We start from the raw sequence: 21,441 nt of genomic DNA on the forward strand, positions 1-21,441 counted from the left end.
TCGCCGCTCGAGGTGAGAGTTGCTGATCCTCGCGTCCGTCCTCGGTCTGCTCGCGGCCTCGCACCCTCCTGCGAGCCCGACCGGCGCGACGGTCGTCCCATTCATCGTCTCGCCGTCGCGGCTTCTCTACCCGAAAAGCGCGCGTCGCGCCGGGTTCGTCGTCACGGTCCGGCTGGATCCGGCCTTTCGCGACCAGACCTCGAATGATCCGGAGGAGCATCTCGTCCTAGAACTCTCCACTGATGATTGGACGCCGAAGAGCCTCGGGGCGCTTCCGTTCTACTCGTCCTACGGCATGTTCAGTCTCGGACTTGTCGATCTGACGGGGGACGGCTTCGAGGAATTGGTGCTCGTCACCGGATCGGGGCGCGGGACCAACGTGCGCCAGGAGACGCTCGTCGTGTATCAATGGGTGGAGTCATCCTTCCATCCGATCCTCTCGACGCCGTTCTCCGGATTCTTCGGTCTTGGCACGTGGCGATATGAGCCCCATTTCCTCGACGTGACGGGAGATGGGACCACCGATCTCAGATTGGTGCTCTCCCACGACGATCCGGATCAATCGCCGCTGAACAACCCCGAAGCGATTCCGAAGATCACCCTGCGCGAGTTCGCGTGGGATCGTCGCATGGGCACGCTGAAGCTCGTCCGCGAGGAAGGCGCGCCCGAAGGAGAGGCGAAGGTCGCGCCCGCCCCAACCGGGACCGATTGCGGCCCGCCGAGCATGACCTTCGGGGTTTCGATCCGCGGGCGGAGACAGGATCTCGTCCTCACGCAACAGGAAGTCGACGCTTCCGCCCGGTGGAAGCCCGGTGACGAGGGGCAGGCTCCTCTCTCGATCGGTCGCGCCGCGCAACTCGCGTTCGCCGAGGTGCGCCGGTACTTCCATCATCCGGAGGCGTGGCACCTCCACGAGATCACGTTGATGCCCTACTGCTCCGCGCGCTGGTTGTACCAGGTGTCATGGGGTGGCAACTCCCGGAATGATACGAGCCGGCTCACGCTTCCCGTCCTGATGACCGGCGCCGCGGTATCGCTTGACGGCCTCACGTCTCTGAGCGCGGGTGAAGGACAGGCGACTTCGGCGGCTGACTTTCAGGTGGAGGCGAACGAGGCCAGGCCGTGCGTGCGGCCCCCCTTCGGCCTCCCCAACCTGGTCGACGGTCGCCTGAGACAGATCGAGGTCCCTGCCAAAGACGTCGAGGCCTCGCCGGCGTGGGATCCTGCAACAGGAGCAGAGATTCCTGTTTCAGTGGATCTGGCGGCTCGCCTCGCGACCGCGGAGTTTCGTCGGAGCTTTCCGAATCGCGAGAGCTGGCGCCTCGGCTCGATCTCGCTCCGACCGCTCTGCGACAGCCGTTGGCTGTACGAGGCGTGGTGGAGTCCCGAGGGGACGGGCGAGGAGGGCCAGATCGCGATTCCCGTCCTCCTGTCGGGGAAGGCGGTGCCGCTCGACAGCCTGCGACAGTGAGGTGATCCTGGGTGAGGCCTGCGGAAAATCGAAGAGGTGGAGCCGGGGCCGAAGCCGTCAGATGCCTGCGCGGTGAGCGTGGCTGTGATTGACCCCGCATCCAGTTCGCGGTATATGTACGAAGCCCGCTGAGACACACTCCCGCCGTCGCCATGCTCCCACCACGCCGAACACAGTTGCCCTCTCTCCTCCTCTCACTGCTCATCTTCGCCACGACCGCGGCCCCCGCCGCGGTGGGATGGCAGAAGACCGATCGAAGCCCGCCAGCCCGGAACGCTCACTCCCTGACCTACGACAGCGGGCGGGGGCGCACGGTTCTCTTCGGCGGGTTCACCGGCACCGACTTCCTCGCCGACACTTGGGAGTGGGACGGCGACAGATGGACGGAGCGGACGCCCGCGACGAACCCCGAGCCGCGCTACTGGCACGCCACGGCCTACGACGGCGCGCGAGGGCGAGTGGTCCTCTTCGGGGGGGAGAACGCCACCTTCCATCCCCTTGCCGACACCTGGGAATGGGACGGCTCCGTCTGGGCGAAAATCACACCTGCCGTGAGCCCGCCCGGCCGCGAGCATCATGCGATGGTCTACGACAGCGCGCGGAAGCGCGTCGTGCTCTTCGGCGGGTACGACGGAAGCGCTCTCGGCGACACGTGGGAGTGGGACGGTTCCGTCTGGCTGAACGTCACGCCTGCTGTGAGCCCGCCCGGTCGTCGCGGTCATGCCCTTGCCTATGACAGTCGGCGGGACCGCGTGGTGCTCTTCGGCGGGTACAACGGGATCACCCTCGGCGACACGTGGGAGTGGGACGGCTCCAACTGGATGAACGTCACCCCCGCAGTGAGCCCACCCGCCCGAGCCGATCATTCCCTGAGCTACGACGCCGGGCGCGGGCGCGTCGTGCTGTTCGGGGGCGGTGTCAACGGCCTCGACGACACGTGGGAGTGGGATGGCGCCGCGTGGGCGAAGCGGACGCCCGCGGTGATCCCGCCGGCACGATCCGATCTCGCTCTGGCCCACGACAGCGCGCGCGGCCGGGTGCTTCTCTTCGGGGGTTCCGGCAATCACGCCCTCTTCGCCGACACGTGGGAGTGGGACGGAGCGATCTGGGTGAACCGCACGCCGGTGGTGAGCCCGCCTTCCCGCCTTGCGTCGGCCATAGCGTACGACAGCGGGAGGGGCCGCGTCGTGCTGTTCGGGGGTTCCCGGGGCGGCCCGGTGGGCGATACCTGGGAGCTTCGCGGGGACGCGTGGATACATCGCGATCCCGCGGCGAGCCCGCCGGATCGTTTCGAGCACGCCCTGGCGTACGACAGCGGGAGGGGCCGCGTCGTTCTGTTCGGCGGATCCAACGGGAGCGATCTTGGCGACACATGGGAGTGGGACGGCGCCACGTGGCTGAACCGCATGCCGGCGGCGAGCCCGCCCGCTCGCCAGGGCCACGCCCTCGCGTACGACAGCGCGCGGGGGCGGGTGGTTCTCTTCGGTGGATACCTTGCCAGCGGCACCCCCCTCGGCGACACGTGGGAGTGGGACGGCGCCGTATGGGTGAACGTCACCCCCGCCGTGAGCCCGAGCGCCCGGCGGGAACATGCCCTCGCCTTCGACAGCGTGCGGAAGCGCGTCGTTCTGTTCGGTGGATACGGCGGCAACTATCTCGACGACACGTGGGAGTGGGACGGCGCGACGTGGGTGGCGCGTGAGCCTGCGACAAGTCCACCCGCCCGCGCCTTCCATGCCATGGCGTTCGACAGCGTGCGGAGCCGCATGGTCATGTTCGGCGGGTGGAACCGGGACGGTTTCCTGGCCGACACGTGGGAGTGGGACGGCGCCGCGTGGGTGGAAGTCACGGCGCCAGGGGGCCCTCACGACACCTTCGAGCATGCCATGGCCTATGACGGCGAGTTGCGCCGCGTCGTCCTGTTCGGGGGCGGGACTTTCTTCCGCGTCGGCGACACGTGGGAGTACGGCCCGCAGCCCGAGACGGCTTGCGACGGACTGGACGACAACGGCAACGGAGCGATCGACGAACGCTGCGACGACGACGGCGACGGCTATTGCGACGCCGGAATGGCCGTCACCGGGTCACCGTCGGTCTGCGTCCACGGCGGCGGAGACTGCGACGACGCGAATTCCGCCGTGCATCCGGGAGTCGTCGAAATGTGCGACGGCGTGGACAACGACTGCAATGGCCTCGTGGACGACGGCGTCCCCCCGGCTCCGACCACTTGCGGCGTCGGGGCGTGCGCGGCGGTCGGGCAGGCGACTTGCCGGAGCGGATTGTGGGTCGACGGTTGCGTGCCGGGGAATGCGGTTCAGGAGAGCTGCAATGGCGTGGACGACGACTGTGACGCGACCGTGGATGGGGGGAACCCTGGAAGCGGCGCCGCGTGCAGCACCGGTTTGCCGGGGATCTGCGCGTCGGGAAGGACGGACTGCCGTGACGGAGCGCTCGCGTGCACGCCGGATCGCCCGCCGTGGACGGAAACGTGCAACGGCCTCGACGACGATTGCGACGGTGTCACCGACGACGTCCCGGGGGGTTGCACGCTCTTCCTGTCGAACCCTCTCGACGATGACATTCTTGACTGCACCTCCCCGATGACGTCGCAGCCGACGATTTCCTGGAACAAGGCCCAGTTCGACAGGCTCAAGGTGTTCATCAGCACCGCATCGAGCTTCAAGGCGTCGAAAGGGATCTCGAGCCCGACCATGACCACCACGTCGTGGACAGTGCCCCGAAAGAGCTGGGTCAGCCTCTGCAAGAAGGCCGCGAACGGCGGATTTCTCTTCATTACGGTCCAGGGGGTCGACGTCGACGCGCCGGCGAAGGATCCCCTCAAGAGGTTCTTCAGTCCCGTCGTCGTCGCGGTCGTGCGGAAGTGACCTGACATAACCTGTCGATGGCCGTCCGAACCTTCTGCGGCGAATCGAGCCCGCGTGCCGCATCCGCGCTGGTGTAACCTTGCCGCGCGACCCATGACTCTCTCCCGCGGACACCGGCTCGGCCCGTACGAGATCCTCGACCCGCTCGGGGCGGGCGGCATGGGCGAGGTCTACCTGGCGCGCGACACGCGCCTCGAGAGAACGGTCGCCATCAAGATCCTCTCGGCGCACCTCTCCGACAAGCCCGGGGCGCGGGAGAGGTTCGAGCGCGAGGCGAAGATCATCTCCTCGCTGAACCACCCTCACGTCTGCCGCCTCTTCGACGTCGGCTCGCAGGACGGCGTCGCCTTCCTCGTCATGGAATACCTGGAAGGGGAGACCCTCGCACAGCGCCTGCGCAAGGGGGCGCTCCCCCTGGAGCAGGTGCTCCGTCTCGGGATGGAGATCTGCGAGGGGCTCGAGCAGGCGCACCGCAGCGGGGTGGTGCACCGAGACCTGAAGCCCGGCAACGTCATGCTGACGAAGTCCGGCGTCCGCCTGATGGACTTCGGCCTCGCGAAGCCAGTGGCCCCCCTGGGTGAAGCCTCCTCGATCGAGACGAGGGGCCAGGCCCTCACCGAGGAGGGGGTCGTCATGGGGAGCTTCCAGTACATGTCGCCGGAGCAGGTGGAAGGGCGGGACGTGGACACCCGGAGCGACATCTTCTCTCTCGGGGCGGTCCTCTACGAGATGACGTGCGGCAAGCGGGCCTTCGACGGGAAGAGCCCGCTGAGCGTCGCCTCGGCGATCCTCGAGAAGGAGCCCGAGCCCCTCGCCGCGCGGAGCCCGGCGCCGCCGCCCTTCGAGCACGCCATAAGGACCTGCATGGCGAAAGATCCCGAGAAGCGGTGGCAGACCGCCCGGGATCTCGCGCATCAGCTCGAGTGGATCGCTCGAGACGGGTCGAGAGCCGGCGCTGCGACGCCCGCGGTCGCGCGCGGGGCCTCGCGCGAGCGGTTGGCCTGGGGGCTGTTCGCGCTTCTGCTCCTCGCGGGGCTCGTGTACGCCGTCGCGGGGAGGCGCGTCGCGTCGTCTCCCAGGCAGGCGCGGCATTTCTCGGCCGCGCTCTCCGTCACCTCGCGCGATCTGGCCCTGACGGAGGACGGGAAGCTCCTCGCGTTCGTCGCCGCGGAACCGAGCCTGGGGCGGAACGTGATCTGGGTCCACGAGGTGGGATCGAGGACGGCGCGGCCGCTCGGCGACACGATCGGCGCCTCCTATCCGTTCTGGTCGCCCGACGGCCGCTTCATCGGCTTCTTCGCGGACGGAAAGCTGAAGAAGATCGACGTCGCGCGCGCGACCGTCCAGGTGATCGCCGACGCGCGCACCGGGCGCGGCGGGACCTGGAATCGCGACGGCGTCATCGTCTTCTCTCCGGACGCGAACACGACGGGGCTGTATCGCGTCTCCGCTTCGGGCGGCGTGGCGACCCCCTTCACGAAGCTCGACGGGACGACGGGTGAGACGAGCCACCGATGGCCCTGCTTCCTCCCCGACGGAAAGCATCTCCTCTATCTGGCGGCCAACTTCGGCGGGAAGTCCGAGGCGAACGCGATCTACCTCGGAGCGCTCGACTCGGACGAGCGGAAGATGCTGGTGCAGGCCGCCTCGAGCGTCGGCTACGCGCCGGGCTACATCCTCTACGTCCGGAACGGCGAGCTGGTCGCTCATCCGTTCGACGCCGATCGGGGGGAGATCCTCGGCGCTCCGATCCCACTCTCGGTGCCGATCGCGCGGGTGGGGACGGTTGCCCACGCCGCCTTCTCGGTCTCGCAGACGGGAACGCTGGTGTACCAGGGGAGCTCGGCCGCGGGCTACGCCAACCTGACCTGGTTCGACCGGGCGGGTCGAAAGCTCTCGACGCTGGGCGACGCCCGCGAGTCCTCGAACCCGAGGCTCTCCCCCGACGGAAAGAGGGTCGCCGTGGACATCGTCGACGGCTTGGGCAACATCGACATCTGGACGATGGACTCCGAGTCGGGAAATCTCGAGCGGTTCACGTTCGATCCAGCGCTGGAGGCCCTTCCGGTCTGGTCGCCCGATGCGAGCTCGATCGTCTTTTTCTCGCTCAAGGGAGGCCCCGGGAACCTCTACGAGAAACCGGTGGGCGGATCGGGATCCATCGAGCTGCGCCTGGCCTTCGCGAGGCGCGTCCAGACCAACGACTGGTCCCCCGACGGCCGGTTCGTCATCTTCAGCGCGCTTCGGACGGAAACGGGCTGGGATCTCCTTCTCCTGCCGAAGGAAGGGGAGGGCAAGCCCATCCCGTTCCTCGAATCGAAGTTCGACGAACGGGAAGGGCAATTCTCCCCGAGCGGGAGGTGGGTCGCCTACACGTCCGACGAGACCGGTCGGACGGAGGTGTACGTGACGTCCTATTCGGGCGGAAGCGTCGGCTCGAGCGGGAAATGGCAGGTCTCGTCGGCCGGCGGCTCCCAGCCCCGGTGGCGCCGCGACGGGAAGGAGATCTTCTACCTCACTCCCGACAACAAACTGATGGTGCGGGCGGTCGGATTGGCAAAGAGCCTCGAGCTCGGCCCGGCGATCGAGCAGTTCCAGACCCGGCCGCGCGAGTTCGTCTCGGCGCTCGACGTCTACACGTACGACGTCTCGCCGGACGGCCAGAGGATCCTCGTCAACTCCGCGCTCGAATCGGCCGCCCCATCGCCCATCTCGGTCGTGATCGACTGGGCCGCCGAGCTGGAGCGGCGCTGAGGCGGTTCGTGATCGCAGCAGGGCAGGGGACGACTCTATCGGACGCGTACGCCGTCGATCCTACCGATGGCCGCCACGCGCGTGACCGCCCCCGCCGCCACCCCCGCGGTATCCGCCACCTCCCGTCGGGCCGTGGAATCCTCCACCCGCAGGGCTACCGTGGAACCTCCCGCCCGTGGAGTAGCCGCGAAATCCTCCACCGGGCACGCCGTGGTAGCCGCCACCCGTGAAGGGGCGAGAGGGCGGCGCCATCATATGGGGGGCGCCGTGCGGCGGCGCGGAGAAGTGCGGTGGGCCCGAGAAGCGAGGCGCGGGCTGGAAGCGCGGTGCGGGGTGGAAACTCTGCGGAGGCGCGGCCCTGGGCGGCTGCTGGAGACGAGGCGCCGGGCCGGGACGCGCAGGACCGACTCTCGGCGCGACGGTGCCGATCGAACCGTGGCCGGTCGGCCCGCCCGGGCCGGACGGAGCGCGCATCGGAGCGGGATGAACCTGGGCGGGCCCCCTGAATCTTCCGCCACCGGGCCCGCCTCCCGGCCCCGGAAACCTTGGGGTCGAGAAGGCTCTCGCGTGCGAGCCCACGTAACCGCCGCCGCTGAAATGGTGGAAGTCGCATCCGTGCCCCACCACGATGAAGGAGCTATGGCAGGGGAAGATCGTGTGGAATCCGAAAGAGCTGACGAACCCGAACGAGAACCACGGCCCGTAGAAGCCGGAGAAGAATGGATTGTAGACGGGGTAATAGACCGGTGCGTAGAGCGGATAGAACGGGTAGCCGTAGTCATCCGGAGGAGGAGGTCCGACCGGCACGGGAACGTACTCCGTGACCGTCTCCGGCTCGGCGGCCTGATCCGCGGGCTCTGAATCGGTCGGGGTCGAAGTCTCCGGAGCAGGTGCGGTCGATTCGCCCGTGTCGATCATCGCGTCGATGATCGCCTGGCTCGCGCCGGCCTGGCGGAGAGCGGCGATGTCGTCGGCCGTCAGGTCGTAGGGGGTGCGGGAGCTCTGGATGGCGGCCAGGATGGACGGCTCGGATCGCCCGGACTTCAACATCTGGACGACGTCGTCGCGCGTGAACGGGGCGGCCAGAATCGCGCCGCAGAGGACGAGCGAAAGGAGGAGCGCTAACGGGGGCTTTCGAATTCTTTCAGCCATGGGCCTGACCCGATCCTGGCCGAACTCTAGGGGAGCACCTCCGTGGCGTCAACCCCGGCGGGGTCTATCATGCTCTTCGCGTCGCCGGCCGGATGGAGGCGGTTCACGATGTCCTACGGGAAAATCAGGATGAGCACGATGGTCCCGGCCCTCGCCCTCATGCTCTCGACCCTGGTTCCAGCCTCCGACGCCCCACCCCGTCCCACCCCTAAAGGAAGCGCCGACGAGATGGTGGCGGCGCTCAGGGCGAAGGCCCGGAAGCTCAACGGGTTCCTGGCCGACATGTCGGTCCAGGCGGGAGGGACCTCGCAGACGGGGACCCTCCTCTTTCTCGCCCCCGCCTCTCTCCACATGGAGATCAAGGTGGCCGGTCTGGGAGATCAGAAGGTGATGTCGGACGGCCGCATCCTCTGGACCGTCACCCCCGACGCGCACCTCGCGACGAAGATCGATCTCGAGGCCGTCCAGAAGGCGTGGCACCGGCCCCTCCCGAACCAGGCCTCGGCGATCAGGGACGTCTTCGAGGTGATGAAGCCCGGGACCGTGCGCTACGTGAGGGACGAGACCGTGGGCGGGGAGACGACACGGCTCTTCGAGGGGGTGCCCGAGAACGGCGTCAGCGGCCCGCACCCCGCGTCGCTTCCCGATCGGATCCGTGCGTGGGTCGGCGACGACGGGCTGCTCCGGCGCCAGGTCCTTCAGAAGGGGGAGCAGGTCATGATGGACGCCACGTTCCGCATCACCGACAGGAACCCGCGCATCGGCCCGGGTCTCTTCAGGTTCGAGCCGCCGGTGGACTATCAGATACAGGATCTGACCGACTCGACGGTGAAGGCGCTGCAATCGATCGAGTCGCCTCCCAGGTGAGTGAAAGCGCCGCGGGGCGGCAGGAGCCGGACCCGCGGCGAGAGAGGATCAGGAGCCGATCGGCTCCGTCAGCAGTGGTACTGGCAGCCGTACACCGGGCTGCAGCCGAGGAAGGTGCAACCCTCCGGCGGCGCAGGGCACTGGCACCTGTTGCCTCCGCCGGCCTCGACCCTGGACGCGGTGAGGAGCGCCGCCATGGTCACGGCGAGCATCACCAGGACGATGACCGCGAAGCGGTTCCGGACGAGTCTCTTCATCCTCGATCCTCCTTGTCCATGAGAGAGCCCGCGCCACGGACTCCAGTTCGCCGCGCGGCCTCTCGATGTTCGCGCGCTCTCCCCGCCGCGTTGGCCACGGCGCGGGAGGCGCGGCACGTCAACAGGGGCACAGGGTAGATCAGCCGCGACGGGAAGGCGCGGCTCCCAACCTCGGGAAGCCGGGCGCCTCGCCCTCGAGCCTCTCGGTCCGGGTCTTGCAGCGCAAGCTCCCGCTCCAGCTGAATCACACTTCCGGGGGACGAAATATGAACTCCGAGTCACCGCCGACAATCGGCTTCCAGCGAAGGCTCGGCCTCGACTCGGTCATGGCGTTCCTTGTCGGTCACGTGATCGGGATCGGCATCTTCCTGACGCCGGCGGGGATGTCGAAGTCGCTGGGATCGCCGGTGCTGGTCGGCATCGTCTGGGTCTTCATGGGATGCACCGCGTTCTGCGGAGCGCTGTGCTTCGCCGAGCTGGCTTCACGGCATCCCGACGCGGGGGGGCCCTACATCTATCTCCGCGAAGCGTGGGGGAGCCTGCCGGCGTTTCTCTACGGGTGGAAGAGCCTGTTCGTGATGGACCCGGGGCTCACCGCCGCGCTGGCCGCCGGCTTCGCGGCGAACGTGGCCGTGCTCGTGCCTCTGTCGCCGAGGGGGGCGCGGGGCGTCGCCGTGGCGGCGGTGCTGGTCCTCGCGATCGGGAACCTCCTCGGGACATCACGCGCCGTGGGCGTGGTTCGACTCCTGACGGCGGCGAAGGTCGCGTTGCTCGTTCTCCTCATCGTCTGGGGGTTCGCATCCGGGGCCGGACACTGGGGGCACTTCCTCCCGCTCCTTGGCCGGCGCCCCGGATCGAGCTCGCTTCCGGCGGCCCTCGGCGGCGCGATCGTGGCCGCGTTCTTCTCCTATGGAGGATGGTGGGAGGTCAGCAAGCTCGCGGGGGAAGTGCGGGAGCCCTCGCGAACGCTGCCGCGCGCCCTCGCACTCGGCATCGGCGCGCTCACGTCGCTCTACCTCCTGACGAGCGCCGTGTTCGTCTATCTGGTCCCCATGGACGCCGTCGGCTCCGGGGAGACCTTCGCCGCGCAGGCGGGAGCGGTCCTCATCGGCCCGCGGGGGGCGCAGATCTTCGCGGCCCTCGTCGCGCTGTTCGCCCTCGGCAGCCTCGCCCCCGTCATGACACTCTTCCCGCGCGTCTACTATGCGCTCGCGCGCGACGGCGCTTTCTTCCGCGCGGTGGGCACCTTGAATCCGCGAACCGGCACGCCCGCACGGGCCGTCGTCGTGCAGGCCGCGCTGGCGACGGCGTTGCTGGCGGTCGGGACGTTCGGCGAGATCGTGGCCTACTTCATCTTCGTGACCGTGGCCTTCCTCGGCCTGACCGTCGCCGGCCTCTTCGTGCTGCGGCGTCGCGAGGCGTCGCCGGGGTTCGCGGCGCCGGGCTTTCCGATCCCCGCCGTCGTCTTTCTGGTGAGCATCGCGGTCGTGCTGGCGCTGCTCGCGATGGGGGCTCCGAAGCAGGCGGCTCTCGGCTCGGGAGTGGTGGCCCTGGGAGTTCCGGCGTACTATCTGAGGAGGAGGTACGCATGACCTGGATCAGGACCGTGCCCATGCTCGAGGCGAGCGAGGAGTTGAAGGCCGCCCGGGAGGCGCAGCGGAAGCTCTACCCGAAGGAGTACGAGACGCCCGTCCATCCGACCGGCGACGGGAGCTCCGAGATCGTCGCGTCCCACTCGCTGATCCCGGAGGCGCTCCATCACGCCTTCGCGACCTTCGGCGCGCTGATGTCTCCTGACCTGCCGCTGACGCGCCGCCAGCACGAGATGATCACGACGGTCGTCTCCGCGACCAACCGGTGCCATTACTGAATCGAGTCCCACGCAGAGTTTCTGCGTCGCGTGACGATGGACGAAAAGCTGGTGGCGGCGGTCCAGAGGGACTTCCGGACGGCGGAGATCTCCGCGCAGGACCGGGCGATGCTCGAGTACGTCGAGACGCTCACGGTGGACGCGACGCGCATCGGGAGGGACGACCACGAGAGGCTGCGCGCCGCCGGTTTCGACGACAGGGGGATTCTGCAAATCACCCTGATCGCCTCGTGGTTCAACTACATCAATCGCGTCGCCGACGCGCTCGGCGTCGGCCGGGACTAGCCGCGCCCTCGGGCGGACCGGCCTCATAGACGCTACGCGTCTTCGGTCCGCCGATCGTAACTCCTCCTCATCGGCGAGGTCCGGGTCGAGTCCCTCCATTCCACCTCCATTAAGAATGTGAAGCTTCGGTGTCACTCCGCGCGGCGAAAGCTCTGGCCCGCGGCTTGCTGATGCTCACGCACTCTGCGTCCGTCTTCCCCTTCGACAACTGGAGATTCGACATGATGTTCCCGCGTCCGTCGCTCATGGCGACAATCGTTCTGGCCATCGCTCTGTCTGCCGCACCGTCGCAGGCCGCCGAGTCCGCGGATGCGACGCTCACAGGCGTCGTGCGCAGCCCCGCGAAGGCCCCGATCGCCGGCGCCACCGTGACCGCCACGAACCAGGCGACGAAGGCCTCGCAGACCGCGACCACCGGTGCCGACGGCAGCTACACCCTCTCGCTCCCGCCGGGCTCGTACAGCGTGAAGGCGGCGGCGTCCGGCTTCCGTGTGGAAGCGCGCCCGGCCGACGTGGCCGCGGGCGCTCCGGGCCATCTCGATTTCTCGCTGGACCCGATGCTGAGCGAGGTGGTCACCGTCACCGCCATGAAGCGCGAGACGGCTGCCATCGACGCGCCCATCTCGGTCGCGACGCGCACGGAGCAGGAGATTCGGGATCACGGGGTCGAGAACATCGAGGGGCTGGCCGCGGACGTCCCGGGCTTCACCGTGCAGAGCCTGGGCCCCGGTCAGAGCCAGGTCGCGATGCGCGGCGTCTCCGCCGGCCAGATCGCGCGCGACCAGCCCGGCGTGAAGGAGCAGGTCGGCATCTACCTGGACGAGTCGCCCGTCTCCCTCTCGCTCTTCACCCCCGACCTGGACCTGGTCGACGTGAACCGCGTGGAGGTGCTGCGGGGGCCGCAGGGAACCCTGTTCGGCTCCGGCTCGGTGACCGGGACCGTCCGCTACGTCACGAACCAGCCCCAGCAAGACTCGACCGACGGGTTCGTCGAGCTCGGGGGAGGCCTCGTCGAAGACGGGAGCGGGACCGGCGACATCAAGGCCGGCGTCAACGTGCCTCTGGGGCACACGGTCGCCGCGCGCGTCGTCGGGTACTACACCCATCTCTCCGGGTTCACCGACGCGGTCCAGCCCAACCTGAGCGTGGATCGGAACGTCAACGACGGCTTCCGCAAGGGCGCGCGGGCGGCCATCACGTGGGCTCCGAACGCCGGCTTCTCCATCACGCCGCGCGTCGTCTACCAGCGGGTCGAGTCGAACGGCTGGAACCTCTCGGACGCCTACAACATCCTCGCCAATCCCTTCACCACCACGCGCCCGCCCGTGGAGCTCGGCAAGCGGCAGGAGTTCACGCAGCTCGGGGAGCATTTCCAGGACGACTACGTGCTCGCCGATCTCGACCTCCGTTACAACTTCCGCGGCATGACCCTCACGTCGATCACCTCGTTCATCGACCGGGACATCAACATCGTCCGCGACACCACCGCGCTGACGGCCAGCTTCACGGGCGGCAACATCGGGTTTCCGGAGCCGATCTACACGCTGAGCTCGCCGCTGTTCGACAACACCCACGGGGAGGACTGGACGCAGGAGCTCCGCCTGTCGGGCGGGCAGAAGCGCGTGCAGTGGTTGGGGGGCGCCTTCTACAGCCACGCGGTCCGCGACTACGGCCAGAACGTCTCCGTGCCCGGGTTCGAGAATGCGACCGGCATCCCGACCAAGGGGCTTCTCGCCCCAAAGGACAGCATCTATTTCTCCCAGCTGGGGTACCACCTCGATCAGATCGCGTTCTTCGGCGAGGGCACGGTCTCGGCGACCCCGCGGTTCAGCGTCACGGGCGGCCTGCGCTGGTACCACTATGCGGAGGACAAGACGGAGCTGATCGACGGCGTGTTCGGCAACATGGCAGGGAACGGCGTCAACGTGATATCGCTGCCCGGCACGACCAGCGCCGACGGCCTGGCGCCGCGCGTGATCGCGACCTACAAGCTGTCGGACGACGCCAACTTCAACGCTCAGATCTCGCGCGGATTCCGCCTGGGCGGCATCAACGATCCGCTCAACACGGTGCTCTGCTCGCCGCAGGACCTGATCACGTTCGGCGGCCACGACACATGGGACGACGAGAAGGTCTGGAATTACGAGGTCGGCTACAAGTCGAGCCTCATGGGGGGCAGGGGATCGTTCGACGCTTCCCTGTTCTACATCGACATCCACGACCTCCAGACGACCGTCACGGCGGGCACCTGCTCGTCGCGTCTGGTCTTCAACGTGCCGCACGCCCGCAGCCAGGGGGTCGAGGTCGCCTTCAAGGCGGCGCCGGCCCACAACTTCGACCTCTCCGTCTCCGGCAGCTACAACGACTCCGAGATACGCTCGACGCTCACCTCGACCGATCCGAACGGCGTCGTCAGCGTCGTGTCGGGGATCGAGAAGGGGCGGCGGCTCCCGTCCGTGCCTCAGGTGCAGGTCGCGACCTCCGCCACCTACAAGTTCGACGTGTCGGGGGGCTCGCAGGTGTACGTCACCGGCACCTGGCAGCACATCGGCTCGCGCTTCACGCAGGTGGGCGACCAGGACCTCGGCAGGCTCGACCTCACCACGTTCGGGCCGAACACGATCGGTGGTCCACTGACGGCCAACGCCTTCAGGTACAACCCGGAGCTGCCGGCCTACGACCTGCTCAATTTCCGCGTGGGCCTGCGGCGCGTGAAGTGGGACATCTCGGCGTACGTGAACAACGCGACGAACCAGCTGGCCCTCCTGGCGCTGGACCGCGAGCGCGGGACGCTGGCCCGCCTCGGCTACCTGACGAACCAGCCTCGAACCTTCGGCATCACGACCCGCTACAACTTCTGAGGGGCGCCGGGAGCTCCGCGAGAGGGATCGATGGGTGAAGATCCTTGACAGATGAGGATATCCGGGTAATCTGGGACACCGCCCCGCGCTTTCTCGAAGGGGCGTGTCTCGTCCAGACAGAGGTGAATGCATGAACCACGTCCGACACAACGCGCTGATCGCGGGAGCGGCGCTGCTGTTCGTCGTCGTCGCGGGCCTGGCGGGAGCCAGCGAAGCCGGCCGCGACTACTCCACCTGCATCAAGACCTGCAATGCGGCCAACCAGATCTGCAACGCGCAGTGCAACACGGACTGCAAGGACCTGTGCGCCAACGTCACCAGCTGCGTGACGCCCTGCGTCACGAACTGCAAGGCCACCTGCGCGGCCGGGCTGACCGAGTGCAAGCTGGTCTGCCAGTCGATCAAGAACAATCCGTCACCGACATCGCCCTAGGTCTGCTCTCACGAGCCCCGAGCCGTCGCCGTCACGGCGAGGCTCGGGGTTTCCTGCGTTCGGGGGGCGCCGTCCCCCTCACGGTGATTCCGTCAGTCCCGGAGAACAACACCCCCATGCGCCCCCTCGATCCCGAGCTCGAAGCCGCGGTCCGCGCCCGCGATCTCATGACCGTGCGGAAGAAGCTGGACGACTCGTCGCCGGCCGACATCGCGACGCTTCTCACCGAGGTCTCCGCGGACGATCGCGCGCTGCTGTTCCGATGCCTACCGCGCCCCCTCGCGACGGCGACGTTCGAGTACCTGTCGCGCGCCACGCAGAGCGGCCTGCTGAAGGCGCTCGCGCACGAGGACGTCGCCACGATTCTCAACGCCATGGCCGACGACGACCGGACGATGCTCCTCGAGGAGCTCCCCGGGGCGGCGACGAAGCGGCTGCTGACGCTCCTCACGGACGAGGAGCGGGCGGTGGCGGTCAAGCTTCTGGGGTACCCGGAGCGGAGCGTGGGACGGCTGATGACGCCGCACTACGTCGCCGTCCGGCCCAACTGGTCGGTCCGTCAGGTGCTGGACTACGTTCGCGAGCACGGGCACGACAGCGAGACGCTGAACATGGTCTACGTCATCGACGCCCACGGGGTGCTCGTCGACGACATCCGGATGCGGAGCTTCCTCCTCGCGCCGGTGACGAGAGCCGTCTCGGACCTGATGGACCGGCGGTTCGTCGCCCTCGCGGCGACCGACACGCGGGAGAAGGCGGTTGCCGACTTCCGCCGCGCGGATCTGCCGGCGCTCCCCGTCACGGACTCCCAGGGCGTTCTCATCGGCATCGTCACCGCGGACGACGTCCTCGACGTCGCCGAGGCCGAGGCGACCCGTGAGATCCAGAAGATCGGAGGATCGGAGGCCCTCGACGAGCCCTACATGGACATCTCGTTCGGCCGCATGGTGAAGAAGCGGGCCGGGTGGCTCGTCGTCCTCTTCCTGGGCGAGCTGCTGACCGCGACGGCGATGGGCTTCTTCGAGAAGGAGATCGAGCGCGCCGTCGTCCTGGCGCTCTTCGTGCCCCTCATCATCTCGAGCGGCGGCAACTCCGGCTCGCAGGCCTCGACGCTCGTGATCCGCGCGCTCGCCCTCGGTGAGGTGCTCGCTCATCGGCATCGTGCTGTGGGGGACGCTCTCCGGCTCGATGCTCCCTTTCATCCTCCGGCGATTGGGGTTCGATCCGGCGACGTCCTCGGCGCCCTTCGTCGCGACCCTCGTGGACGTCACCGGTCTGGTCATCTACTTCTCGGTCGGGATGCTGATCCTCCACGGGACGCTGCTCTAGGCGCGCGCTCTGCCGGCTCCGGATAATCGGTCACATCGATCCGGTCGCTCCCCACTCGGAGTTGGTGAGCTCCGCGCTGTTTCACGGAACCCCGCTCGTGGCACGGAGAACATCGAGATGGCCTGTTCATGTCGGTGGTCGTATTCTCATCCAGCGCGTCGTCCGCATGACAAGGAGGGACTATGAGAGCGATGCGTCCGGTGGGATCCATGCTCGCGGTCGTGGCCGTTCTCGGCTTCGGTTGGGGGGTGGCGCGGGCGAACTGTCGCCACATCTTCGGCGGCGAGGCGATCTTCCAGTGCGCGGGGACCGCCTGGTTCGATCCGGCCCCCTTCCCCGTCACCTTCGACCCGAACGAGGTCCCCACGAACATCACGGCGGTCTTCTGGCAGGTGGGGTTCGGGAACCAGACTCTCAACGACGCGTCGGGGACCGCGGGGACGGGTATCGGGGCTGGCGGCGAGTTCAACGGAAACGATCAGGGGAACTGGAAGCCGGAGCTGCGCGACGCGCACGCGTTTCTCGCCCCGCTCTTCACGAACGCGCCAGGGCCGGGGTCCGTCTGCCTCCGGAGCAACAACTGGGGCAACACCGGCATCGACGGATGCGTCGACAACCCGCGTGACGCCGCGCTGCCGGACACCTTTGACGGCTTCCTGAACCCGCTCTTCGACGTGCAGGTCTGGACCGACAGCGGACATACGGATTTCGTTCCGAGCGGCCGCTGGATCCAGGACTCGCCGATGATGGTCCTTCTGCGCGAGGGAACGGGGAATTACTTCGCGGTCGCGGCGGTCTCCACGCTGCAGCGAACGGTCCTCAGTGGCGTCCGCCCGGGCTTCTACGATTTCACGGACGTGTCGACCGGACAGGTCAACCCGATCACCGGGGCGGGAAACGTCGTCCCGTGGCAGTCGGTCCCCGGGGTCAAGGGGACGGCCGATCCCCTCGGCCTCGTCCGCGGGGTGGGATCGGATCCGAACGACGTGCCGAACGGCCGGAACGTGCTGCTCGGCTGGAACGACGCCGTCATCTACTCCGACAACGCCACGCGCCCCTCGACGAACGCCACCGTCTCGGGCGGGATGGGGACGGCCGAGGTGGGGCCGCTGGTCCGGTACGTCGTCGAGTCGCAGACACCGGTCGATCCCAACAACCCCATCGGTTCGCTCAACCCGAGCGGGTGGAGCGCGGCCGAAACGCATCACAATCCGGACAACTCGGCGCTGATTCACGTCCCCGCCGGCACGTGCGTCAGGCTCCACACGTACTTCGGCCACGAGCCGGACACCTCGACGGTCTCCGTCGCCAACTGCCGCCTCGGTCACTGCGGCGACCTCGGCTACGACGTCGCGTCGCCTCCCTCCTGCATCGCCGCACCCCTCGCCTCGGAGACGCCGATCGATCTGACGGCTGTCCGCCTGCGAACCGGGGTCGTGTCGATCTCGTGGAAGGGGTCGGGCGAGATCACGACCACGTCCTACCGGATCGAGTCGGTCGGCAAGAGGGGAGTGACGGTCCTCGGGACGGTCCAGGCGACGGCGACCGGCACCGGGATGGCCGCCAGCTACACCTTCCCGATCAGCATCACGCAGATGAAGGGAGCCCGCACCATCCAGGTCGTCGCTCTTCCCTCGGGGGCGACGCGGAGCATGATCATCCGGTGACGAGCCCGCGTACCTGAAGATTCACGCGAAGATCGCCCCGAGTCGGCGCGAAGTTGGCGCGGCTCGGGGCTTTTTCTTTGCCTCAGATCCCAGCATGTCCATGCTCTGCCGCACCTCGCCGGCCTCCGGTAGTGTTGCGCGTCGAAGGAAACGCGCCTCGGGGGCTCGGACACTGGCCGCCACCCGAGGGGAGAGAGTGGAGGTCACATCATGCATTCGAACCGAAAGCCGGCTTCGGCCGCGGGCGTTCTCGCGGCGGCCATGGTCTTCGCGATCCTGTCCACGTCCCCAGCCGACGCCAACACGGTGACCGTCGGCCTCAACAACACCCCGTGCGACGAGACGGCCCTCAGGAACGCCATCCTGAACCCGCCGGGGGGCACGGTCAGCTTCAGCTGCGGCGCGGGCCTCGTCTCCATTCCGATCACTCAGCCGATCGCGATCGCCGTCGACACCATCATCGACGGCGGAGCCCGGATCAGCATCGACGCGGCTGTTGGGAACGGGCCGGCGTTCCAGGTCTCCTCGAGCGTCTCGCTCAAGCTCGCCGGGCTGAACGTGAAGTCCTTCAACGCGGGTTCCGGCAACGGCGGCGCCATCGTCAACAACGGCACGCTCACGCTTCAGCAGGTGGGCCTCATCAACAACAACGCGGGGTCCGGCGGAGCCGTCTACAACACCGGCTCGCTCGTCGCGACCGACTCCACCTGCAGCGGGAACTCGGCCACCAGCGGCGGCGCCGTCTTCAACACGTCCGGCGCGAGCGCGACGTTCGTGAGCAGCACCTTCAGCGGGAACTCCGCGACGTTCGGCGGAGGTCTCTACAACAACGGCGGCACGGCCGACTTCAACTCCGTGACGTTCGACCTGAACAGCGGCTTCGCGTTCGGCTCGGGGATCTACAACGCCGGGGCTGCGACATCGGTCGGCGTTCGCAACACCATCGTCGCCCAGGGCCTGGGGCCGCAGTGCAACGGCCCGATCGTCTCGAACGGCCACAACCTCTCCAGCGACAGCAGCTGCGGCTTCAGCGCCCTCAACAACGATCTGGTCAACGTCAATCCGAATCTCGGCCCGCTCCAGAACAACGGAGGCTTCACGAAGACGCATCTGCCGTCGGCGGGAAATCCATTCAGCCCCGCCATCGACGCGGGCGATCCGAACTGCCCGGCCTTCGATCAACCGGGCAACGCGAGACCCTTCGGCCCCGCCTGCGACGTCGGCGCGGTCGAGAACCAAATCCCGCCGCACGCGTGGTACGTGTCGACGCTCGGGAGCGACGCGAACACCTGCAATCTGAAGAACACTCCGTGCAAGACGATCAACGGCGCCATCAGCGAAGCTCAGGGGGGGGACGCGATCTTCGTCGCCGAGGGCACCTACACGATTCCCAAGAGCCCGCAGGGGGTCCCCGTCGTGGACGTCACCAAGAGCCTGACGATCTCCGGTGCATGGGATTCGGGCTTCAACACGCAGCCCCAGAAAGCCATGTCCGTGATTGACGGTCAGAAGTATCGGCGCGGCATCACGGTCGAGCCGAGCATCTCGGCCGTGATGAGCCGCTTCATCGTCAGGAACGGCTCCCACGGCCTGTACGGAGGGGGAGCCTACGTCGCCGGGTCGTTCACCGGCAGGGAGATGGTCTTCTCGGCCAATGCGGCCCCGTACGGCGGCGCGCTCTACGTCGCGAACGCGCCCGCCAATGTCGGCCTCGAGGACAGCGGCGTCTACTTCAACGACGCCAACAGGGGCGGCGGTCTCTTCCTCGCCGGCGGAAAATCCTTCATGCAGAACGTCACGGTCGCGGAGAATACGGCATGCCTGGATGCCACCGTGTGCGGCGCCGTCGGCGGGGGCGGGGTCTACATCCAGAGCGGCACCGTGTGGCTGTACTACAGCACCGTCGCCGACAACGTCGGTGAGATGGCGATCGCGCAGGGCATCTACATCGAGAACCCCGCGACCGGCTTTGCGATCCTCAACAGCGCCATCCTGTCGAACAACGCCGTGTGCCAGAAGGACATCCTGACGGGGAACTGGTCCCTCAAGAGCGATCAGGATTGCAACGCAGGCGTGTCCGGCTTTGGATCGAACGTCGAAGCCGGCAACTCCTGCGGCCTGAACTCGGGGACGAACAAGATCGGCAAGGGGTGCGACCTGAATCTGGGACCCGTTTCGATTCTGGGACCCCTGGCCGGCAACGGCGGCCGCAGCTTCACGTACGCGATCATGCCCGGGGATCCGGCTTACGACTACGGGCGCGCCGCGGGCCCGCCGAGGGACCAGCGTGGCGTCTCGCGCCCGCAGTTCGCGAACTGGGACTCCGGCGCGTACGAGTGGAACGGGACCACCTTCTGTCCAAACTGCGCCCAGCCGATCGGCGTCAGGCTCGGGGGTCTTCAGGGGATGAGCCTCGTGATCGACATCCCCCTGGGAGCGACAGGGTCGATCCCGAACCCCCAGGGTCAGTACACGCCGCGAGACGCCCCGTCCCGCGACGAGCCTCTGGGATTCCCGGCGGCCAGCTTCGACGTGCGCCTCTTCGGGCAGAGCCTCGCGTCGCCGGGTCCGATCGAGGCGACGATGCTCGACATCCCGATGACGCTCACCGCCAGCTTCACGGAGGAGTCCGGCTTCGGGCCGATGCAGCAGGAGCAGATGAGCTTCGTGCATTACAACCCGGCTTCGGGAGCCTGGGAGCCGCTCCCGACGATGCTTGATCCGGCGATGATGCAGGTCAGCACGCAGACGCCGATGCTCGGCGAGTTCGCGCTCGCGCTCGTCGGCGACACCGACGGGGACGGCGTCCCGGACTTCTTCGACAACTGCCGGGGGGTCTCGAACCCCGGCCAGGCCGACGGCGACCGCGACGGGGTGGGGGACGCCTGCGACTGCGCTCCCACGAACGGGACGGTCTTCGCGCCGCCCGCCGACATCACGAACCTGGACGTCACGGAGATCGCCGGAGGGGGGCTCCAGTTCACCTGGACCGATCAGGCCCCGACTTCAGGGAGCGGGACGGTCTACGACGTCTTCTCGGGCTCCGCCAACGCGCTCCGGCCCGGGGGGAGCTTCGCCACCGGAAGCTGCGCTCTCGACAACCTGACGACCCCTTCGTTCACGTACAATAATCCGGGTCCGACCCAGGGCCAGGCGATCTACTTCATGATCCGCGCCCAGAACGCCTGCCCCAATGGGACGGGGAGCTACGGCAACGGGAACAGGGACGCGACCGCCAGCCAGACCCCGACGGCGTGCAACTGAGGACCGGGGAACACTGAAGGAAGCCCCGATCGCCTCCACGCGATCGGGGCTTCGCTCACGGCTCTTTCAAGAGCTTCTCCACTGCCCCGGTGAGCTTTTCGGGCGCGACGAACCCCTCGAACTTTTCGCAGATGACGCCCCGCTTGTTCACGAGGAAGGTCGTCGGATGCGTCATGACCTGATACGCCGTCTCGAGCCCGCCCGGCTCTCGGCCGGCATCGCGGTCCGGTCAGTTGATGTTCGACCCGGGCCCTCGAATCCCAGCATGTTCATGCTCTGCCCGCGGCGGGGGTTCGATGGTACTCATAGGGCTGCCGCGGGAGCCGAGAATCCCGAGAGGGACGAC

13 protein-coding genes and 1 pseudogene are annotated in these 21,441 nt (G+C 67.9%); 12 read left to right on the forward strand and 2 right to left on the reverse strand.

What is annotated here, in order from left to right; genetic code table 11:
- Positions 1-19 precede the first annotated feature (19 nt).
- The 3 genes from HY049_01835 (at position 20) to HY049_01845 (ending at position 7,110) form a co-directional block, all read left to right on the forward strand.
- The gene (locus HY049_01835) at positions 20-1,471 is read left to right on the forward strand and encodes a hypothetical protein (protein MBI3447652.1); all 1,452 of its coding nucleotides are present in this window, start codon (positions 20-22) and stop codon (positions 1,469-1,471) included.
- Positions 1,472-1,647: 176 nt separating this feature from the next.
- Positions 1,648-4,356, forward strand: a complete 2,709-nt coding sequence (locus HY049_01840; protein ID MBI3447653.1) for a hypothetical protein — start codon at positions 1,648-1,650, stop codon at positions 4,354-4,356.
- Between the two features lie 93 nt (positions 4,357-4,449).
- Entirely contained in the window at positions 4,450-7,110 is a 2,661-nt protein-coding gene (locus HY049_01845; GenBank protein ID MBI3447654.1) for a serine/threonine-protein kinase, read from the forward strand.
- Between the two features lie 60 nt (positions 7,111-7,170).
- Here the strand turns inward: HY049_01845 and HY049_01850 are convergent, their stop codons facing one another.
- Positions 7,171-8,262 carry a hypothetical protein gene (locus HY049_01850; GenBank protein ID MBI3447655.1) on the reverse strand — a complete coding sequence of 364 codons (1,092 nt, stop codon included), beginning with the start codon at positions 8,260-8,262 and terminating at the stop codon, positions 7,171-7,173.
- 42 nt (positions 8,263-8,304) lie between these two features.
- Here HY049_01850 and HY049_01855 point away from each other — a divergent pair, with 42 nt between their 5' ends.
- Positions 8,305-9,129 carry a hypothetical protein gene (locus HY049_01855; protein ID MBI3447656.1) on the forward strand — a complete coding sequence of 275 codons (825 nt, stop codon included), beginning with the start codon at positions 8,305-8,307 and terminating at the stop codon, positions 9,127-9,129.
- A 68-nt stretch (positions 9,130-9,197) separates the two neighbouring features.
- On the opposite strand, the gene HY049_01860 is transcribed toward HY049_01855, so the two are convergent.
- Positions 9,198-9,386, reverse strand: coding sequence for a hypothetical protein (locus tag HY049_01860; GenBank protein MBI3447657.1), 189 nt, complete (start codon positions 9,384-9,386; stop codon positions 9,198-9,200).
- 266 nt (positions 9,387-9,652) lie between these two features.
- Here HY049_01860 and HY049_01865 point away from each other — a divergent pair, with 266 nt between their 5' ends.
- The 8 genes and pseudogenes from HY049_01865 to HY049_01900 all read left to right on the forward strand — a co-directional run bounded on the left by HY049_01865 (position 9,653) and on the right by HY049_01900 (position 21,095).
- Entirely contained in the window at positions 9,653-10,978 is a 1,326-nt protein-coding gene (locus tag HY049_01865; protein MBI3447658.1) for an amino acid permease, read from the forward strand.
- On the forward strand, positions 10,975-11,256 hold the full coding sequence (locus tag HY049_01870) for a carboxymuconolactone decarboxylase family protein (GenBank protein MBI3447659.1): 282 nt from the start codon (positions 10,975-10,977) through the stop codon (positions 11,254-11,256). Before HY049_01865 ends, HY049_01870 begins: the two co-directional genes overlap by 4 nt.
- A gap of 30 nt (positions 11,257-11,286) precedes the next feature.
- Complete coding sequence (locus HY049_01875) at positions 11,287-11,541, forward strand: hypothetical protein (protein ID MBI3447660.1); 255 nt, start codon at positions 11,287-11,289, stop codon at positions 11,539-11,541.
- Between the two features lie 128 nt (positions 11,542-11,669).
- Positions 11,670-14,402, forward strand: coding sequence for a TonB-dependent receptor (locus HY049_01880; protein MBI3447661.1), 2,733 nt, complete (start codon positions 11,670-11,672; stop codon positions 14,400-14,402).
- 130 nt (positions 14,403-14,532) lie between these two features.
- A complete protein-coding gene (locus HY049_01885; GenBank protein MBI3447662.1) occupies positions 14,533-14,835 on the forward strand; it encodes a hypothetical protein in 303 nt (100 codons plus the stop codon).
- 116 nt (positions 14,836-14,951) lie between these two features.
- A pseudogene (gene mgtE / locus HY049_01890) lies at positions 14,952-16,164 on the forward strand (magnesium transporter).
- A gap of 182 nt (positions 16,165-16,346) precedes the next feature.
- Positions 16,347-17,831, forward strand: coding sequence for a hypothetical protein (locus HY049_01895; protein MBI3447663.1), 1,485 nt, complete (start codon positions 16,347-16,349; stop codon positions 17,829-17,831).
- 210 nt (positions 17,832-18,041) lie between these two features.
- Positions 18,042-21,095 carry a hypothetical protein gene (locus tag HY049_01900; GenBank protein MBI3447664.1) on the forward strand — a complete coding sequence of 1,018 codons (3,054 nt, stop codon included), beginning with the start codon at positions 18,042-18,044 and terminating at the stop codon, positions 21,093-21,095.
- The last annotated feature ends 346 nt before the right edge of the window (positions 21,096-21,441 follow it).

It is taken from the genome of Acidobacteriota bacterium (genome assembly GCA_016195325.1).
Lineage (GTDB): Bacteria > Acidobacteriota > Polarisedimenticolia > JACPZX01 > JACPZX01 > JACPZX01.

Bases quoted from the DNA above. Each gene is read 5' to 3' on its own strand.
- HY049_01850 (MBI3447655.1), bottom strand. From the start codon at position 8,262: ATGGCTGAAAGAATTCGAAAGCCCCCGTTAGCGCTCCTCCTTTCGCTC.
- HY049_01870 (MBI3447659.1), top strand. From the start codon at position 10,975: ATGACCTGGATCAGGACCGTGCCCATGCTCGAGGCGAGCGAGGAGTTG.
- HY049_01860 (MBI3447657.1), bottom strand. From the start codon at position 9,386: ATGAAGAGACTCGTCCGGAACCGCTTCGCGGTCATCGTCCTGGTGATG.
- HY049_01885 (MBI3447662.1), top strand. From the start codon at position 14,533: ATGAACCACGTCCGACACAACGCGCTGATCGCGGGAGCGGCGCTGCTG.
- HY049_01900 (MBI3447664.1), top strand. From the start codon at position 18,042: ATGCATTCGAACCGAAAGCCGGCTTCGGCCGCGGGCGTTCTCGCGGCG.
- HY049_01845 (MBI3447654.1), top strand. From the start codon at position 4,450: ATGACTCTCTCCCGCGGACACCGGCTCGGCCCGTACGAGATCCTCGAC.
- HY049_01865 (MBI3447658.1), top strand. From the start codon at position 9,653: ATGAACTCCGAGTCACCGCCGACAATCGGCTTCCAGCGAAGGCTCGGC.
- HY049_01895 (MBI3447663.1), top strand. From the start codon at position 16,347: ATGAGAGCGATGCGTCCGGTGGGATCCATGCTCGCGGTCGTGGCCGTT.